General features: G+C 65.5%; 16 protein-coding genes and 1 pseudogene. 15 read left to right on the forward strand and 2 right to left on the reverse strand.

The features are described 5' to 3' along the window. The first annotated feature begins 240 nt into the window (after positions 1–240). The 6 genes from GJ700_RS31340 to GJ700_RS31365 are packed head-to-tail and all read left to right on the forward strand — an operon-like array spanning position 241 to position 9542. Positions 241–2340, forward strand: a complete 2100-nt coding sequence (locus GJ700_RS31340; RefSeq protein ID WP_154381508.1) for a bifunctional rhamnulose-1-phosphate aldolase/short-chain dehydrogenase — start codon at positions 241–243, stop codon at positions 2338–2340. Positions 2341–2399: 59 nt separating this feature from the next. Beyond that, positions 2400–3707: an L-rhamnose catabolism isomerase gene (gene rhaI, locus GJ700_RS31345; RefSeq protein ID WP_154381510.1), complete on the forward strand. Its 1308-nt coding sequence runs from the start codon at positions 2400–2402 to the stop codon at positions 3705–3707. Positions 3708–3722: 15 nt separating this feature from the next. Beyond that, a complete protein-coding gene (locus tag GJ700_RS31350; RefSeq protein ID WP_229507352.1) occupies positions 3723–6524 on the forward strand; it encodes a glycosyl hydrolase in 2802 nt (933 codons plus the stop codon). Beyond that, the gene (locus GJ700_RS31355) at positions 6521–7987 is read left to right on the forward strand and encodes a glycoside hydrolase family 28 protein (RefSeq protein WP_229507353.1); all 1467 of its coding nucleotides are present in this window, start codon (positions 6521–6523) and stop codon (positions 7985–7987) included. The genes GJ700_RS31350 and GJ700_RS31355 overlap by 4 nt, the downstream gene beginning before the upstream one ends. Continuing rightward, positions 7984–9219: a glycoside hydrolase family 88/105 protein gene (locus tag GJ700_RS31360; protein ID WP_229507354.1), complete on the forward strand. Its 1236-nt coding sequence runs from the start codon at positions 7984–7986 to the stop codon at positions 9217–9219. The genes GJ700_RS31355 and GJ700_RS31360 overlap by 4 nt, the downstream gene beginning before the upstream one ends. Then, positions 9216–9542 (forward strand): L-rhamnose mutarotase, encoded by a 327-nt coding sequence (locus tag GJ700_RS31365; protein ID WP_154381512.1) that lies wholly within the window; start codon positions 9216–9218, stop codon positions 9540–9542. The genes GJ700_RS31360 and GJ700_RS31365 overlap by 4 nt, the downstream gene beginning before the upstream one ends. A 10-nt stretch (positions 9543–9552) precedes the next feature. Here the strand turns inward: GJ700_RS31365 and GJ700_RS31370 are convergent, their stop codons facing one another. Further along, entirely contained in the window at positions 9553–10461 is a 909-nt protein-coding gene (locus GJ700_RS31370) for an alpha/beta hydrolase (protein WP_154381514.1), read from the reverse strand. 10 nt (positions 10462–10471) lie between these two features. Here GJ700_RS31370 and GJ700_RS31375 point away from each other — a divergent pair, with 10 nt between their 5' ends. Further along, the gene (locus tag GJ700_RS31375; RefSeq protein WP_195764068.1) at positions 10472–11122 is read left to right on the forward strand and encodes a 3-keto-disaccharide hydrolase; all 651 of its coding nucleotides are present in this window, start codon (positions 10472–10474) and stop codon (positions 11120–11122) included. On the opposite strand, the gene GJ700_RS31380 is transcribed toward GJ700_RS31375, so the two are convergent. Then, entirely contained in the window at positions 11119–12495 is a 1377-nt protein-coding gene (locus GJ700_RS31380; protein ID WP_229507355.1) for a TolB-like translocation protein, read from the reverse strand. The two genes, GJ700_RS31375 and GJ700_RS31380, sit on opposite strands and share 4 nt — an antisense overlap. Before the next feature lie 127 nt (positions 12496–12622). Between GJ700_RS31380 and GJ700_RS31385 the strand changes: the two genes are divergently transcribed. From GJ700_RS31385 to GJ700_RS35780, 8 genes and pseudogenes are all read left to right on the forward strand, one after another. After that, complete coding sequence (locus GJ700_RS31385) at positions 12623–14335, forward strand: rhamnogalacturonan acetylesterase (RefSeq protein ID WP_154381518.1); 1713 nt, start codon at positions 12623–12625, stop codon at positions 14333–14335. Further along, entirely contained in the window at positions 14332–15039 is a 708-nt protein-coding gene (locus tag GJ700_RS31390; protein ID WP_154381520.1) for a DUF6250 domain-containing protein, read from the forward strand. The genes GJ700_RS31385 and GJ700_RS31390 overlap by 4 nt, the downstream gene beginning before the upstream one ends. Before the next feature lie 116 nt (positions 15040–15155). Next, a complete protein-coding gene (locus GJ700_RS31395; RefSeq protein WP_195764069.1) occupies positions 15156–15614 on the forward strand; it encodes an Lrp/AsnC family transcriptional regulator in 459 nt (152 codons plus the stop codon). Beyond that, entirely contained in the window at positions 15611–16258 is a 648-nt protein-coding gene (locus GJ700_RS31400; RefSeq protein ID WP_154381524.1) for a LysE family transporter, read from the forward strand. The genes GJ700_RS31395 and GJ700_RS31400 overlap by 4 nt, the downstream gene beginning before the upstream one ends. Then, positions 16255–16698 (forward strand): hypothetical protein, encoded by a 444-nt coding sequence (locus GJ700_RS31405; protein WP_229507356.1) that lies wholly within the window; start codon positions 16255–16257, stop codon positions 16696–16698. Before GJ700_RS31400 ends, GJ700_RS31405 begins: the two co-directional genes overlap by 4 nt. 54 nt (positions 16699–16752) lie before the next feature. Then, positions 16753–17322, forward strand: coding sequence for a helix-turn-helix domain-containing protein (locus GJ700_RS31410; RefSeq protein WP_154381526.1), 570 nt, complete (start codon positions 16753–16755; stop codon positions 17320–17322). A 21-nt stretch (positions 17323–17343) separates the two neighbouring features. Beyond that, positions 17344–17859: pseudogene (locus GJ700_RS35775) on the forward strand (GNAT family N-acetyltransferase); the annotation flags it as partial. A gap of 390 nt (positions 17860–18249) precedes the next feature. Beyond that, positions 18250–18543 (forward strand): GNAT family N-acetyltransferase, encoded by a 294-nt coding sequence (locus tag GJ700_RS35780; protein ID WP_260117401.1) that lies wholly within the window; start codon positions 18250–18252, stop codon positions 18541–18543. Positions 18544–18611 lie beyond the last annotated feature (68 nt).

Here is an 18611-nt window from a genome sequence, read left to right on the forward strand (position 1 = left end):
TTACCGGAAAGACTAATCACTCTGTCCGTGAGCGTCAATCAGCGAATGATCAACCGGTTGATTATTTCTCGCCAGCTTCCCACGCGATTGCGCATTTCAATCATCATTCTGATTATTCCGAACTTGCTCACAATGTTGATCGGTGGCGCGTTGACACCCCATGGCCCCAAGGTTTCTACTGGCTCCGTATGCCGAACAGGCACTTACCGCAAGCACACACACCAACGACGGAGAACAGCAATGAATGACCCGAAGCAGCAAGAACCAATCACTTCGCAGTGGAATGACAGCGTGGCCGCCAGCATGAGCGAGCCGGAACTGCTGCTGTACCGTTCCAACCTGCTCGGTTCGGACCTGCGCATTACCAATTTCGGTGGCGGCAATACCTCGGCCAAGGTGTCGATGACGGACCCGCTGACCGGCCAGCAAGCGGAGGTGCTGTGGGTGAAAGGTTCGGGCGGCGACCTGGGCAGCATCAAGATGGATGGTTTTTCCACGCTGTACATGGACAAGCTGCAAGCGCTGAAAGGCCGCTACCGTGGCCTGGAACATGAAGATGAAATGGTGGGCTACCTGCCGCATTGCACGTTCAACCTGAACCCCCGTGCCGCGTCGATCGATACGCCGCTGCACGCGTACATCAACCGCAAGCACGTCGACCACATGCACCCGGATTCGTGCATCGCCATTGCTGCTTGTAAAAACAGCAAGGAACTCACGCAAAAGATCTTTGAAGGCGAACTGGGCTGGCTGCCATGGCAGCGTCCGGGCTACGACCTGGGCCTGAAGCTGGAAGCGCTGTCGGCATCGCAGCCCAGCCTGAAAGGCATCATCCTCGAAGGCCACGGCTTGTTCACGTGGGGCGATACCGCCAAGTCGTGCTATGAAACCACGGTGGCCATCATCAAGCGCGCCGAGGAATGGCTGGCGGCGAACATCAGGCAGCCGGTGTTCGGCGGCCAGGCCGTGCAACCGCTGGCGCCGGAAGCGCGCGCCGCGCTGGCGGCAAAACTGATGCCGCTGTTGCGCGGCAAGATCAGCCAGCAGGAATACAAGCTGGGCCACTTCGACGACAGCGCCGCCGTGCTGGAATTCGTCTGCGCCCGCGACCTGGCGCCGCTGGCCGCGCTGGGCACGTCGTGCCCGGACCACTTCCTGCGCACCAAGATCCGTCCTTACGTGGTGGCGTTCGACCCGGCCAAGCCGGACTTCGACGCGCTGGCGGCCAGCCTGGACGCGGGCCTGGAAGCGTACCGCGCGGATTATGCCGCGTACTATGAGCGCTGCAAGCGTTCGAACAGCCCGGCCATCCGCGACGCCAACCCGATTATTTACCTGATCCCGGGCGTCGGCATGCTGTCGTTTGCAAAAGATAAAGCCACCGCCCGTATCGCCGGCGAATTCTATGTCAACGCCATCAACGTGATGCGCGGCGCCAATGGCGTCGACCAGTATGTCGGCTTGCCGGAACAGGAGGCGTTCGATATCGAATACTGGCTGCTGGAAGAAGCGAAACTGCAGCGCATGCCGAAACCGAAATCGCTGGCTGGCCGCATTGCACTGGTGACGGGCGGCGCCGGCGGCATCGGCCAGGCCGTGGCGCGCCAGATGCTGCAGGAAGGGGCCTGCGTGCTGCTGACCGACATCGACGGCGAAGCGCTGGAAGAAGCGAAGAAGTCGCTGGCGAAAGTCGCCGGCAAGGATAACGTGGCCACCATCGTCGGCAACATCACCAGCGAACAGGCGGTCGAAGGCGTGCTGGAAGAAGCTGCGCTGCGCTTCGGCGGCGTCGACCTGCTGGTGTCCAACGCCGGTATCGCGTCGTCCGCGCCGCTGGAAGAAACCACGCTGGAAATCTGGAACCGCAACCAGGATATCCTGGTGACCGGTTACTTCCTGGTGTCGCGCGCCGCGTTCCGCATGATGAAGACGCAGAAACTGGGCGGCTCCATGGTGTTCGTGGCATCGAAAAACGGCCTGGTGGCATCAAGCGGCGCGTCGGCGTACTGCACGGCCAAGGCGGCGGAAATCCACCTGGCGCGCTGCATCGCGCTGGAAGGCGCACCGCTGGGCATCCGCGTCAACGTCGTCAATCCGGACGCCGTCATCAAGGGTTCGCGCATCTGGGACGGCAAGTGGAAGGAAGAGCGCGCGGCATCGAACAAGATCGGCGCCGACGACATCGAAGAGTTTTACCGCCAGCGCAGCATGCTGAAACTGTCCGTGCTGCCGGAAGATATCGCCGAGGCGGTGTATTTCCTGTCCAGCGACAAGGCCGGCAAGAGCACCGGCAATGTGCTGAACGTGGATGCGGGCAACGCAGGCGCGTTCACGCGCTGATCACAATAAGATGCGGGCGGCGCCGGGCCGCCCGCACTGCCGAAACAAGGGAGACAAGCATGACTGTAGTAAACAAGGATTTGATCGCAGCCGGCCAGGTGGCCGCCCATAACGCGCAGCGCGCAGCCAACCTGGAAGCGGATTACGCCGCGCTGGGCGGCATGCTGGAACGCCGTGGCATCGATATCGAAAAAATCACGGCGCTGGCGCAAACGTTCGCCGTGGCGCTGCCCAGCTGGGGCGTCGGCACCGGCGGCACGCGTTTTGCCCGCTTCCCGGGCAAGGGCGAACCGCGCAACGTGTTTGAAAAGATCGACGATTGCGGCGTGATCCACCAGTTGACGCGCGCCACCCCCACCGTGTCGCTGCACTTCCCGTGGGACAAGACCGACGACCCGGCTGCGCTGCGCGAACATGCCGCCGCCTATGGCCTGGGCTTTGACGCCGTGAACTCGAACACCTTCCAGGACCAGGTGGGCCAGGAACAGACCTATAAATATGGCAGCCTGACCAACATCAGCGCCGCCGTGCGCGAGCAGGCCGTGGCGCACAATATCGAATGCATCGAACTGGGCCGCGCGCTGGGGTCGAAAGCGCTGACCGTGTGGGTGGGCGATGGCGCCAACTTCCCGGGCCAGAGCAATTTGCGCGGCGCGCTGGAGCGCTACCTGGACAGCATGCGCAATATCTACAGCGCGCTGCCGGACGACTGGAACGTGCTGATCGAACACAAGCTGTTCGAGCCGGCGTTTTATGCGACCACCATCGCCGATTGGGGCACCAGCTTCGCGTGCGCACAGGAACTGGGCCCGAAAGCCAAGTGCCTGGTCGACCTGGGCCACCACGCGCCGAACACGAACATTGAAATGATCGTGGCGCGCCTGGCGCAATTCGGCAAGCTGGGCGGCTTCCACTTCAACGACAGCAAGTACGGCGACGATGACCTGGATTCCGGTTCCATCAATCCGTTCCAGCTGTTCCTGGTGTTTAACGAACTGGCCGATGCGGCATCGCGCGAAGGCGCCGGCTTCCAGACCGCCAACATGCTGGACCAGTCGCACAATGTGACGGACCCGATCGAAAGCCTGATGAACAGCGCCGTCGAAGTGCAGCGCGCGTTCGTCCAGGCAGCGCTGGTGGACCGCGCCGCGTTGAAACAGCACCAGGAAGGCAACGACGTGCTGCAGGCGGCGCAGGCGCTGAAACACGCGTTCCGCACCGACGTGTCGGCGATCCTGGCGATGGCGCGCGTGCGTTCCGGCGGCGCGGCCGACCCGGTGGCGTGCTACCGCGCATCCGGCTACCGCGTGCAGGCCGCCGAACAGCGCCCGGCCAAGGCAGGCGCCTCCAGCAGCGGCATCGTTTAAGCGGCTCCGCACCCGATGAACAGCATACGTCTTGTGTGCGGGACGGGTGCGCCCGTTTCCGCCGTATCGCGCCGTCGGCACATGGTGTCGCTGGCCTGCGCCACGCTGATGTTACATGGCGCCGCGCCGGCCGCGCCGTCGGCCGCCGTGGGCGAAGCGCCGGCCAGCCATATCGCCGACGTGGCGGCGCGGCTGGACACGCCACCCGACAGCGCCCGCGCCATGGTGCGCTGGTGGTGGTTCGGCCCGGCCGTCGTCAATACCCAGCTGGAGCGCGAGATGCGCGCCATGAAAGCGGGCGGCTACGGCGGCTTTGAAATCCAGCCGGTCTATCCGATGGAACTGGACGATCCGGCGCGCGGCATCCGCAATGTCCCGTATTTATCCCCCGATTTCCTGCAATCGCTGGCATTTGCCAACACCAAGGGCCGTGAACTGGGCTTGCGCGTGGACCTGACGCTGGGCTCCGGCTGGCCATACGGCGGCCCGCACATCGGCGCGCAGCATGCGGCAAGCCGTATGCGCGTCGCCACCAGCGCGGTCCCGGCCGGGGCCACTTCCTACATGCTGCCATCCGTGATGAGCGGGGAAACGCTGGTTGCGACCTACCTGGGCGACGGCACGGCGAAAGAGCACGACCCGGTCAAACTCGGCCTGGTGGAAAACCAGCCGGGGGCCATGGCCGGCCGCGCCACGGTGGCGCCGTCTGCGCACGAGCGTGTGGCCGTGTTTTACATTGGCAGCCGCACCGGCCAGCAAGTCAAGCGGCCGTCGCTGGGCGCGGAAGGCTTCGTGCTGGACCACATGGACGCCAGGGCCGTCCAACTGCACCTGGATACGGTGGCCGAACCGCAAGTGCGGGCCTTTGGCAACCAGCCGCCCACCGCCGTGTTTTCCGACAGCCTGGAAGTGTACGGCACCGACTGGACGGGCGACTTCCTCGGTGAATTCCGCCGCCGCCGCGGCTATGACTTGAAACCGTATTTACCGGTGGTATATAGCGGCCAGGGCCCGGACGCGCCCGCGTTGCGGCGCGACTGGGCGCTGACGCAGACGGAACTGGTCAACGAGCGCTTCCTGGCGCCCGTCAACGCGTGGGCGCGCGCCCACGGCACGCGCTTCCGCTCGCAGACTTATGGCGAACCGGCCGTGTCGCTGTCGAGCACGCGGCTGGTGGATTTGCCGGAAGGCGAAGGCCCGCAGCACCGCGCGTTTTCCTTCACCCGCCTGGCCACGTCCGGCGGCCACCTGTTCGGCCGCAACGTGATTTCCGCCGAAACGTGGACGTGGCTCAATTCCCCCGCGTTCAACGCCACGCCGCTGGACATGAAGGCGGAAGCGGACCGCATGCTGCTGCAGGGTGTGAACCAGTTCATTGGCCATGGCTGGCCGTACACGCCACCCGGCTCGCAGGAACCGGGCTACGCGTTCTATGCGGCCGCCGTGTTCAACGACCACCAGCCATGGTGGAACGTGATGCCGGACGTGAACGGCTATCTGCAGCGCATGAGTTATTTGATGCGCCAGGGGAAACCCGCCAACACGGTGGCCGTGCTGCTGCCGAATGACGATGTCTACGCATCCCTGAATCCCGGCAAGGTGTCGCTGTCGGCGGAAATGCACCACCACGTGACGCCGGAGTTGACGGCGCAAATCCTCGATGCGGGCCATAACCTCGATTACATCGATGCCGACGCCATTGTCGCGCAAGGCGTACAGCACGCGGTGCTGGTGCTGCCGCACGTGACGCGGCTGGCGCCGGACGTGCTGGCGAAGATCCACGCCTATGCGCGGCAGGGCGGCAAGGTGATTGCCGTGGGCGGCTTGCCATCGCTGCCGCCCGGTTTTGCCGACGCGGCCGCGCTGGGCGTCAACGTGCAGGCGGCGTCGAAAGCGCTGGCGGCCGAACGCAACGTCCAAGTGGTGAACGGCGATGGCGCGGTCGGCGCCGCGCTGGGCAAGGCGGTGCGGCCGGAATTGCTGGTGCAGGGGCAGAACGGCGACGTGGGGTTCATCCGCCGCAAGCTCGATGATGCCGACATTTACTTCATTGCCAACACGGGCAACCGCGCCGTGCATGCGACGGCAGCAATCGCACAGCAGCGGCGCCATGCCGCGTGGGTCAACCCGCACGATGGCAAGGCCGTGGCGGTGTCGCTGGCCGAGGGTTTGAAGCTGGACCTGGCGCCGTATGAATCGGCCGTGCTGGTGTTGTCCGACAGCCCGTTGCCGTCCGTGCGGCAGCGCAAGCCGGCGGGCGCACCCGCCGTGCTGGCGCGGCTGGAGACAGGCTGGCAACTGGCGTTCCCCGCGTTGCAGCGCGCCGCGCAACCGGTTACCGCGCTGCGTTCGTGGACGGACGATGACGCGACCCGTTATTACTCGGGCATCGGCGTGTATACGCGGGATGTCGATCTGGATGGCGCGGCGCTGGCGGGCAAGCGTATCGCCATTGATTTCGGCCCCGGCACGCCGCTGGACACCACCGCCAAGGTACCGGCCGGCATGCGCGCCATGCTGGAAGGCCCCGTGCGGGAAGCCGCCGTGGTCTATGTCAACGGCAGGCGGGCAGGTTCCGCATGGTCGCCGCCATACAAGGTCGAGTTGACCGGGCTGCTGCACCCGGGCCGCAACCGCATCGAAGTGCAGGTGGCGAACCTGGCGCTGAACGCGCTGGCGGGACAGGAGCGTCCCGATTACCGCCTGCTGTGGGCCCGCTATGGCCAGCGCTTCGTGCCGCAGGATACGCAATTGATCGCACCGAAACCGTCCGGCATGCTGGGCCCGGTGCAACTGGTGACGGAGAACATGCAATGATGGCAACAATGAAACGCCGCTGGCGCCCGGCCGGCGCCGCGTTATTCTCGGGTTTGGTGCTGGTGCTGGCCTCGGCCGGCGCTGGCGCCAAGGATTTCAACCCGGCCGCCTGGGGCGCGAAAGCCGATGGCGTGACGAAGGACACGCAAGCCATCCAGTCCGCGATCGACGCCGCGGCCAAGGCCGGCGGCGGCAACCGTGTCGTGCTGGCGGGCGGCACCTACCTTTCCGGTTCCGTGTTCGTCAAGAGCGGCGTGACTTTATATGTGGGCAAGGGCGCCACATTGCTGGGATCGCAGGACATCGCGGATTATCCCGTGATGCCGACGCGGATCGCCGGCATTGAAATGCGCTGGCCCGCCGCGCTGGTCAATATCGCCAATGAAAAGAACGCGGCGATTGAAGGCGAAGGCACGATCGATGGCGATGGCAAGGTGTTCTGGGACAGTTACTGGACGCTGCGCAAGGCGTACGAACCGCGCGGCCTGCGCTGGGCATCCGATTACGATGCGCAGCGCCCGAGGCTGGTGCAGGTGTTCCGGTCGTCGCATGCGAAAGTGGGCGGCGGCCTGCTGTTGCGGCGCGCCGGGTTCTGGACCGTGCACATCTGCTATTCGGAAGACGTGACGGTGGAAGACGTCACGATCCGCAATAACGAAGGAGGGCGGGGGCCGTCGACCGACGGCATCGACATCGATTCGTCGAAGCGGGTGCTGGTGCAGCGCGCCGACATTGCCGTCAATGACGATGCGCTGTGCCTGAAAGCAGGCCGCGATTCGGACGGGCAGCGTGTGGCGCGTCCGACGGAAGACGTGGTGATCCGCGATTCCGTGATCCGCGACGCGGCGGCCGGCGTGACGTTCGGTTCCGAGACGGCGGGCGGGTTCCGCAATATCGAAGCGTACAACCTGACCGTGGTGGGCAACGTGCCGGTCGGTATCCTGTTCAAGTCGGCCCATACGCGGGGTGGCTTTGGCGAGAACCTGCGGATCCACGACATCACGATGACGGATATCCCCGTGGTGCTGCGCGTGACGATGAACTGGAACCCCAGCTACAGCTATGCGCAAATCCCCGCCGACATCAAGGATGTGCCGCCGGTCTGGAAAGTGCTTGCCACGCCGGTGCCGCGCGACAAGGGCATGGCGCACTTCCACGATGTGAAAATCTGGAATATCCGCGCGACGGGCGCCACCACGGCGTTTGAAGTGGACGCCTACAAGGAAGCGCCGCTCGAGCGTTTCAGTTTATCCAGGCTGGAGATCCAGGCGAAGCAGGGCGGTTACATCCACGACGCGAAAGACTGGCGCTTTGAAGATACGAAGCTGACGCTGGGCAGCCCGGTGGGAATCGAAGACGCCGCCGCTGTGAAAGGCTTGCCGGCCAGTGCGGTGCACGTGCGCCCCGCGCCACCGAAAGCCGATCCAATGAAAAAAAGTTTTGAGGAGCAGGACAAGACATGATGTTTGAACGCAAAGCAATCGTCATCGCGATGCTGGCCGCAGTGACGGTGTTGGCCGGCTGCGCATCCGCGCCGCAGCCGCCATACGCGGACAACGCGTATCCGTTGCCGACACCCGCCATGCAAGCCATCGTCGACAAGGATACCAGCCGCCATTTCGGCGACGCGCCAGCCGATGGCGGCGCCATGGCCACCGATTTGTCGCCGGCGCTGCAGCCCGCCGCCATCGACAAGGCGCTGCGCAAGGTGGCCGACTGGCAACTGGCCCGCACGCAGCGGCATATCGACCGGATCTGGACGTCCGCCGTGCTGTTCACCGGCTTCATGGCGGCGTCGGACGCCACGGGCGACGCGAAATACCGCGACGCGATGCTGGCCATGAGCAAAGGTTTCAACTGGGACTTGAAGGGGCCGTACCCGAATGCGGACGATATCAGCGTCGCGCAAACGTATCTGGAATTGCATGCGCTGGACCCATCGCCCGACAAGGTGTTGCCTGCCAAGGCACACCTGGACCAGTTGATCGGCCTGAAAACGCTGAACCCGAAGGATACGCGGGTGCCATGGTGGTGGTGCGACGCGCTGTTCATGGCGCCGCCCGTGTGGGCCAGGATGTACCAGGCCACGGGCGAGCGCAAATACCTGGATTACGTGCATGAACAGTGGCGGATCACTTCGGACCTGCTGTACGACAAGGACGAGCACCTGTACGCGCGCGACACCAGCTATATCGGCAAGCTTGAGCCGAACGGCAGGAAAATTTTCTGGTCGCGCGGCGAAGGCTGGGTGATGGGCGGGCTGGCGCGCACCATCGATTACATTCCGCAGGATGACCCGCGCCGCCCGTTCTATCTCCAGCAATTGCGCGAAATGTCCGCGAAAATCGCGTCGCTGCAAAACCCGCAAGGCTTGTGGCACGCGGGCTTGCTCGATCCCGCCACGTATCCATTGCCGGAAATTTCCGGTTCCGCGCTGTTCGTGTACGGCATGGCCTATGGCGTGAACCGGGGTTACCTGGACGAAGCGGCTTACCGTCCCGTGATAGAAAAGGCGTGGGCCGGCATATTGAAACACGTGTATGCGGACGGGCGCCTGGGCGGCATCCAGCAGACGGGCGCGGAACCGGCGTTTTACCGGCCGGCCTCCAGCTTCAATTATGGCGTCGGCGGCTTCCTGCTGGCGGCCGCGGAACTGAAGAAAATGGCCGAAGGCCGGAAAGTGGCGGTGAAATGAGCGATCCAGCACTGGTGCGGGCATTCCGCATGCAACTCAAAGCGGGCCACGAGGCGGAATATGAACGCCGGCACGACGAACTGTGGCCGGAACTGGCGCAGGCGCTGGCCGAGGCGGGGATTTACGATTATGCGATCTTCCTCGACCCGGACACGTTGCACCTGTTCGGCACGCTGAAGCTGAAGCCGGACCACCGCATCGATGATTTGCCGAACCATCCCGTGATGCAGCGCTGGTGGGATTACATGGCGCCGCTGATGGAAGTGGAACCGGGCAACCGGCCGCGCCAGTGGGCGTTGAAGCCCGTGTTCCACTTCGCGTGACGTGGCTGGGTCATTTGCCCAGCAACCCCCGCATGCGCAGCCACTCTTCGGCGCGCTTCGGCCATGCCGACGTGGTGCCCAGTCCTTCGGTCATGCCGACGCCGTGGCCACCCTGCTCGAAAATGTGCAGTTCGGCGGGCACTTTGGCGCGCGTCAGCGCCTGGTAAAAGGCAATGCTGTTGTCGGCCGGGACGGATGCGTCGCCCTGGGTGTGGAACAGCAGGGCCGGCGGCGTGGCGCCGGTCACCTGCGTTTCCAGCGACATGCGGTGTACCAGTTCCGGCGCGGGATGGTCACCCAGCAATGCCTTGCGCGAACCCGCATGGACGGCCGGTCCTTCCATGGCGATCACCGGATACAGCAGGATCACGAAGTCGGGGCGGGCGCTGACGGCATCGAGCGCGGCGCCCGTGCGGCCTTCCGGCGCGTCGAACAGCGTCGCGGCGCTGGCCGCCACGTGGCCACCGGCGGAACTGCCGATGACGCCGATGCGGTGCGGATCGAGCCCCAGCGCGGACGCCTGGCTGCGCAGCAGGCGCACGGCGCGCAGCACGTCCTGCAGCGGCGCCGGATGGCCGAATTCCGCCAGCCGGTATTTCAGGATAAAACTGGTCACACCCAGGCCGGCCAGCCATTCCGCATAGCGCATACCTTCCCGTTCCGCAGAAAGACGCACGTATCCGCCGCCAGGGCAGATAATGGCGGCCGCGCCGTTGGCTTTGCCGGCCGGCGGCGCGACCATGGTCAGGGTCGGGACGGAGACGTTCGAGATGCGGCCGTCGCTGGTCAGTTCGGGGCCCGGCCGGGTTTTGGCGTTCGGGACGCCTTCGGGCCACAAGGCCTGCACGGTGGCGGAATCGGCAAGGGCAGACATCATCGGCGTGGTCAGTAACAGGGCAATGAACAAGCGTTTTTTCATAGGGATGACAATGGCAGGTTACAGGGAATCATGCAAACGGGCAGTGCTGGCGGCGGCATTGCTGCTGGCGGCAGCGGCGGGCCAGGCGGAAGAATTGTTCAATGGACGCGACTTCCAGGGCTGGGACTTGCTGGCCGGAAAGGACATGCCGCCGGAAGGGGCATTCACCATGCTGGCTGGCGGCGTGATCGCATCGACGGGCCAGCCGTCGGGCTTTCTGGCCACGCTGGCCAGCTACCGCAATTACCGCCTGCACGTGGAATGGCGCTGGCCGGGCAAGCCGGGTAACGGCGGTGTGCTGCTGCATATCTCGCCAGGCCCGATGGACCGGGTGTGGCCATTGAGCCTGCAAGTGCAGACCAAGCATGGCAGCGCGGGCGACTTGCTGCCGATGGCGGGCTACGCGTTTGCAGAGCCGCCGACCAGCGCCCCCGGTGCACAGCCCGTGATCAAGGCCCATACGGCGCCGGACAGTGAATTGCCGGCCGGCGAATGGAACAGCGCGGACATCGTCAGCCGCGACGGCGTGGTGGAAGTGTCCGTCAACGGTGTGCCGCAGAACCGTATCAGCCACGGCAAGCCGGACCAGGGCCGCATCGGCTTCCAGCTGGAAGGGGCGCCATACGAGTTGCGCAACGTCCGGCTGGAAAAGCTCGATTAGTGGCGTTTCAGCCATGCGTCGGGCACGGGCACGATGGCGATGTTCATCGTGCGGCCGTCTTCCGACAGCATGGCTGACTGGATTTCAATTTTCGTGCCGTCCGCGTTGAAGGTCGGGTGCGGATGGTCGGCCGCCGTGGTCTTGTGGCCGGTGGTCAGCAGCATCATTTCGCGGGTGCGGCGGTCGATCAGGTACAGGCTGCGGGAAAAGTCGTCGCCCACGGCCCAGCGGCCGTCGCTGGACCCGTGTACGTGCCAGAATCCGCTGCCGGACGGCGTTTGTCCCGCGATATTGACCTGGCGGGTACGCAGGTTGACGATGGCCAGGCCGGTCGGTTTTTCGCGTGTCCCGGCGTTGCCCCAGGCCGCATCCTGGCCCGGATTGGCGCCTTCCACCGCCGTGCCGGGCGCATCCACGCCGGACGCGCCGCCCGGGATCGGACGGTGGCCGAGGATCGCCATCGCCACCTCGTCGCGGGAAATCACCGCTTCGTGCGTGACCCACTCGTACGGTGCTTCCGGATACAGCGGGCGCAGTCCCGTGCCATCGGCCTGCACAGTCCACGTGCGCTGCGGCGACTTGCCGCCGGTTTCCCAGCAAAACACGATTTCGCCCGGTTGCCACAGGTTGGCCTGGATATGGCCGACCTGGAACGGTACCGACACCACGTGGCGGACTTCGCCCGTCTTCAGGTGCATGCGCGCGATGCCGGCCGGTCCCGCACCCATGTTGCGGGGGCCGAACGGCGGTTCGATCTTCGCGCCGGGCGCCATGTGGCGCGCCGCTTCGTCGCGCCCGACGCGGAAATACACCCATTCCTCGTCCGCGTCGAGCGCCATGTCGCCGCCGGCGTCGATGGCGGCCGGCGTCACGCCGGCGATGCGCTGGTAGGCATCGGCGCCTTGCAGCTTGCCGGCCTTGCTGTCGGCGAACAGACGGTCCAGGTCCACTTCGACGATTTGCTGGCGCTTCTCTTCCACATCCTTGCGTATGAAATACAGCTTGTTGGCCTTGCGCGCCAGGTTCAGCATGCCGGTATAGCCGCCTTCCGTCACCTGCACGATGTCGCCGTTCTGTTCATTGACGGCCAGTGCTTCTCCGCCCGCCAGTTTCGAGCGGAACACCACCCATTTGCCGTCGGCCGTCCATTGCGGATGGGTGGGATAGATTTTCGAATCACCGTGCGGTTTGCTGGTCAAAAACGTCAGCATGGCGCCGGTGACGGGGTCTTTGACGATCTTGCGTTCGGACGGGAAGCGCTTGCCGATTTGCGCCTGGGCGTTGCCGCACAGGATGGCCGGCGCGATGGCCAGCAGCAGAATCAGGGGCAACTTCAGGGGCAGTATGGCTGCCCGCGTGGTTATGGATGGCATGGTGTCTCAAGTCATGATGGATCGGGATTTTGATTGTCGTGGCTTTGGCATTGATAGTCTGCTCAAGACGCTGATTCTTTATTTTCATGGCGCGTGTGGCGAATTTGACTGGCATAGAATGGCCGGCATGAACAGCCAAACGACTTTATTTATCTTCGTGGCGGCCGCCTTGTTCGCCGGTTGTGCCACACACGAGGCGCCGCAGCCGGTGCAGGCCGCGCTGCCGGCCGCCGTCAATACGGACCCCAGCGCCGCGGCGCGCAACCTGGTCTTGCCGGAACCAGCCAATCCCGCGCTGCCATCGCTGATCCTGATCGGCGACTCCACCGTCCGTAACGGCCGTGACGATGGCCAGGGCAAGGGGCCGGCCGGCCAGTGGGGCTGGGGCAATCCGGTTGCCGCCTATTTCGATCATCACAAGATCAATGTGGTCAACCGCGCGATCGGCGGCTTGAGCAGCCGGACTTACCTGACGGGCGGCCACTGGGAACGCACGCTGGCCTTCGTCAAGGCGGGCGACGTGGTCGTCATGCAGTTCGGCCACAACGACGCCAGCGCCATCAACGACAACAGCCGCGCGCGGGGCACGATTGCCGGCACCGGCGGCGAAACGCAGGAAATCGACAATTTGCTGACGGGTAAAGCGGAAACCGTGCACAGTTACGGCTGGTATTTGCGGCGCTATATCGCCGACATCCGCGCCCGGGGCGCCGTGCCCGTCATTTGTTCGCCGGTGCCGCGCAAACGGTGGGACGCCAGCGGCAAGATTGCCCGCGGCGGCAACAGTTATCCCGCCTGGGCGGCGCAGGTGGCGCGCGACGAAAAGGTCGGCCTGATCGATTTGGCCGGCAATGTGGCGCGCCAGTACGATGCGCTGGGCCATGACGCGGTCATGCAACTGTTCCCGCAAACCACGCCGGATGAATCCACCCATACCAACTGGGCCGGCGCCGAGCTCAACGCGCGGGCCGCCGTGGCGGGCATCAAGGCGCTGGGATTGCCGCAACTGGTGGCGGCGCTGGCGCCGAGGGCGGCGGACATCGCCGCCGCCGAAGATGAGCGCCCGGTGGCCGACGCGTCATCGGTGCCGCAGGAACAGCCGCGCAATGCGGCCTTGCCGACCTTGTTCATCGTCGGCGATTCCACCGTGCGCAGCGGCGGCGCCAATGGCGCGGTGGGCTGGGGCGAACGCATTGCCCCGTATTTCGATTCGGGCCGGGTCAATGTCGTCAACCACGCCATCGGCGGGCGCAGCAGCCGCACGTTTTACACGGAAGGGCGCTGGGACAAGGTGCTGGCGCAATTGAAGGCGGGCGACGTGGTGCTGATCCAGTTCGGCCACAACGATGGCGGGCGCATCGGCGATCCCGCCATGAAAAACCGCGCGTCCGGCGCCGGCACGGGGCCGGAAACCGTCGAGGAAGCGAGACCGGACGGCACGCGCGAACAGGTGCACACGTTTGGCTGGTACATGGCGCGCTACGTGGAAAGCGCGCGGGCCAAAGGCGCGCACGTGGTGCTGCTGTCGCCGGTGCCGCACAAGGACCGCTGGCAGCAGGGCCGCGACTTCGAACAGTTTGCGCAATGGGATGCGCAGGTGGCGCAGGCGGGCGGCGCGCGCTTTGCCGACCTGACGATGGCGGTGGCCGGCGGTTATCGCGGCATCGGCGCGCAACAGGTCGATGGCTTCTTTTCCGATGCCCGCACCCATACCAATGACGCCGGTGCGCAATTCAATGCGCAGCGCGTGGTGGCGGTATTGAAAGGGTTGCGCGACAACCCGGTGACGGCATGGCTGTCGGCGCAGGGGCAGGCGGTGGCGCCTGTCGGCGGCCAATGAAAGCCCTGAACGGCGGTGTGGTGGCTGGTCTGCTGCTGGCGGCCGTGACGGCATCGGCGGCGACGGAGACGCCGCGCTGCGAACTGCCGGCGCGTACCGGAAAGCTGCTGTACGCGGACGATTTTACGCACGGTCTGGCGAACTGGGTGGCGGAATTCCGCCCCGAACGATCGGCCGTGACGGCGCGGGCGGGCAAGCTGGCCATCGACGTGGCGGGCGGCGCAACGGTCTGGTTCAAGGCGGCGTTGAGCGGGGATTACGTGGTGCGCTACCGGCGCAAGGTGGTGGTTGGCGGCGGGCGCAATGACCGCTTGTCGGACCTGAACCAGTTCTGGATGGCGCAGGATCCTGCCAACAGCGACCTGTATACGCGCGACGGTACGTTTGAACAGTATGACGGCTTGCGCCTGTATTACGCGGGCATTGGCGGCAACGGCAATACCACGACGCGCCTGCGGCGCTATGACGGCCAGGGGCAGCGCGTGCTGCTGAGTGACCTGGGCGAAGCGCGCCACCTGCTGCGCGCCAACCATGAGTATCAGGTCGAAGTGGCGGTCTATCGCGGCTGCACGCAGGTCACGCTGGATGGCGCCTTGCTGTTTGCGTACCGCGACCCGCAACCGCTGCGCTCCGGGCAATTCGGCTTCCGCACCACGCAGTCCAGGCAGGAAATCAGCGACTTCAAAGTGTATCGACTCGACTAGCCGTCGTTAGCGATATTGAAAACATGATAAGTCCGGACCAGTAAATATTACTGGTCCGTGACATGATTGCGATAAATTTGCTTGCGCTAGCTAATAAAGTGCGGCATATTTATCGCATGGATACTCATGACCTGCAAATCTTACAGCTGATCCAGTCCGACAACCGGCGCTCCGCGGCGGAAATCGGGCAGGAAATCGGCTTGTCCGTTTCCGCCGTCAGCGACCGCCTGCGGCGCCTCAACGCATCCGGCGCGATTGCCGCCAACCGCGCCGTCATCGATCCTTCCCGGGTCGGTATGACCGCGTGCGCCTTCATCTTCGTCGATCTGGAACCGCGCGCGGACGAGGAAGTCTTTGCGGCCGCGCTGCGGGGTTTCCCGGAAGTGCAGGAAGGCCACCACATCACGGGCCCGCATTCCTGGCTGGTCAAAGTGCGCACCCGCGACACGGCCGCGCTGCAAGTGTTCCTGACGCAGCGGCTGAAACGCGTGCCGGGCGTGCTGCGGACGGAAACCGTGATTGCGCTCGATACCGCCAAGGAAACGTCCGAACTCGCGTTTGGAGGCCAGCCATGAGCGAGATCGCGATGACCCTGGCGCGCGGCGCGCTGGTGGGGTTTGCCATCGCCGCCCCCGTCGGGCCGGTGGGATTGCTGTGCATCCGCCGCACCTTTGCCCACGGGCCGTCCACCGGGCTGGCGACGGGACTGGGCGCGGCGGCGGCCGACGCCATGTACGGCCTGGTGGCGGCGCTGGGCGTGGGCGCGGTGGCGTCGCTGTTGCTGGAACATGCGTCCAGCCTGCGCATCGGTGGCGGTATCCTGATGGCGCTGCTGGGTATTGCCGCCTTGCGGCGCGCGCGCCGGCCGGCACCCGGTGTGACGGCGGCGTCCGCACCGACGCCTTCCGGTTTGCTGGGCGCCTTCGGCACGACGTTCGCGCTGACAGCATCCAGCCCGATGACGATCCTGTCGTTCGCCGGCTTGCTGGCCGCGCTGGCGCCGCCGGACGGTTCGCTGTCCAGCGGCTTGCTGCTGGTCGTGGGCGTGTTTTCCGGGTCGATCGCGTGGTGGATGCTGCTGGTGGGCGGCGTCTCGGCCAGCCGCAAGGCGATTCCGCCGAACGCGATCCGCTGGATCGAAGCCGTGTCCGGCGTGGCGCTGCTGGCATTCGCCTGCTGGTCGCTGGCGACGGGCATGATGGGAGGCGGTGCGGCATGACGGCGCCATTGGTACTGGCCGGCGACAGCGAACTGGCCGCGCTCGGCGCGCAGGTGCTCGGCGGCGTGCTGCCGAAGGCAGCGTGGACGCACCGCGCGCACCTGGCCGTCGCCGTGTGGGTGACCGCGGCGCGGCCCGACATCGTGCCGGCACGCGACATGCCCGGGATAATCCGTGCTTATAACGTGGCCAGCGGCACCGCCAATACGGATACCGGCGGCTACCATGAAACCATCACGCTGGCGTCGCTGCGGGCGGTGGCGGCGTTCCTGTCGGCGCAGCCGCATGGCATGCCACCCTACGCCGTTTGCAATGCGCTGTTTGATTCGCCCTATGGCGACAAGGACTGGCTGCTGTCGCACTGGTCGCGCGACGTACTGTTTTCCGTGTCGGCGCGGTGCCGCTGGGTGGAACCGGACAAGGCGCCACTGCCGTTCTGACGATCGCCGGAGGCGCTTGACGATGGTTCCAATATGTTGGATACTAAATCCATCATGAAAGACGAAACCATCCATGACCGTATCGCCCGGCGGGTGCGCGATTTGCGCGCCGCGCGCGGCATTTCGCTGGAAGCGCTGGCCACGCAATGCGGCGTCAGCCGCTCCATGTTGTCGCTGATCGAACGGGGTGAAAGCAGCCCGACCGCCGTGGTGCTGGAAAAGCTGTCCGGCGGCCTGGGCGTGCCGCTGGCTTCGCTGTTCGATCCGCCAGAACCCGCCGCAAGTCCCGTGCTGCGCGCCGCCGACCAGGTGGCGTGGCGCGATCCCCATTCCGGTTACGTGCGCCGCAACGTGTCGCCCGTTGCTCCCGGCAACCCGGCACAAATCGTCGACGTGTCGTTCCCGCCCCATGCGCGGGTCACCTATGAATCCGGCCCGCGCCCGTCGCTCGTGCACCAGTACGTGTGGATGCTGGAAGGGACCATGGAAATCACGCACGGCGACGATGTCCATACGCTGCACGCGGGCGATTGCCTGGCGATGGGGCTGGACCGCCCCAACAGCTTCCATAACCCCGCCGATACGCCTGCGCGCTACGCGGTGGTCCTTACCACCGACCATTAATTACTGATGACGGGAGTTGCCATGCCAGACCAGATCAAAGTACGCCGCCTGTTTTCCCTCACGGACGCTGAACTGCAGGGACTGTCGGCCGTGCTGTGCGATTGCGTGGAAGGGGGCGCATCGGTCAGTTTCATGCAACCGTTTTCGGCGGACCAGTCGCAGGCGTTCTGGCGCAACGTGGGCGAATCCGTGGCGCGCGGCGAACGCGCATTGCTGGTGGCCGAAGGCGCGGCGGGGATTGTCGGCACCGTGCAAGTGGTGCTGGGCCAGCCGGACAACCAGCCGCACCGGGGCGATGTGTCGAAAATGCTGGTCTCGCGCAGTGCGCGTCGCCATGGCGTCGGCGCCTTGCTGATGGAGGCGGCGGAAACCACGGCGCGCGCCTGCGGCAAGACCCTGCTGGTGCTCGACACGGCCAGCGCGGACGCGGAACGCCTGTATGAACGGATGGGCTGGACGCGCCTGGGCGTGATCCCCGGCTATGCGCTGTTGCCGCAGGGCGGCCTGTGCGACACCACGTATTACTACCGCATCCTGCCGCCCACCGACGCGGTGCTGGACAACCCTGTGTGGCACGCGCTGATTTCCGCGCAGCGCGGCATGGCGCAATTGCACGGACTGGCGGCGCGCTTCCGGCCCGACATTTCCCCGCTGGCCGGCCTGCGGGAACCGACTGTCCAGGCGCTGGAGGATTTGCGGACGCTGGCGCGGCCGGGCGAGCAATTGTGGCTGCTGTCGGACGGGCCGTTGGACTTGCCGCCCTGCTGGCGCGAAGTACGGGCGCGCTTCATTGACCAGATGGTCAGCACGGGCGGGCGGCCGCGCCGCGTATCCGGTTTCGTGGAACTGGGTGAGAACGACGTGGCCGACATGGCGGCGCTGGTGGAATTGACGAAGCCGGGACCGTTCGAGGCGCATACGCGCGACATGGGGGCTTACCTCGGCGTGCGCGATCCGGACGGCCGGCTGGTGGCGATGTCCGGGCAGCGTATGAACCTGATGCATTACCGGGAAATCAGCGCGGTGTGCAGCCATCCCGATGCGCGGGGACGGGGTTTGACGGCGCCGCTGATGGAGGAATTGATGGGGCGGATCGTTGCGGAGGGCAAGACGCCATTCCTGCACGTGAAGACGGAGAATGACAGTGCGAAGGCGGTATACCGGAAGCTCGGGTTTACCGTGCGGCGGGCCATTTACTTTTCCATCATCGAGGCCGTCTAACGCGGTATCGTCGGCGCACGCACGGCGGCTTTCGCTGCGCGAAAACCGCCGTACGCATTCAGCGCCGC

This window comes from Pseudoduganella rivuli (assembly GCF_009674485.1).
Taxonomy (GTDB): domain Bacteria; phylum Pseudomonadota; class Gammaproteobacteria; order Burkholderiales; family Burkholderiaceae_D; genus Rugamonas; species Rugamonas rivuli_B.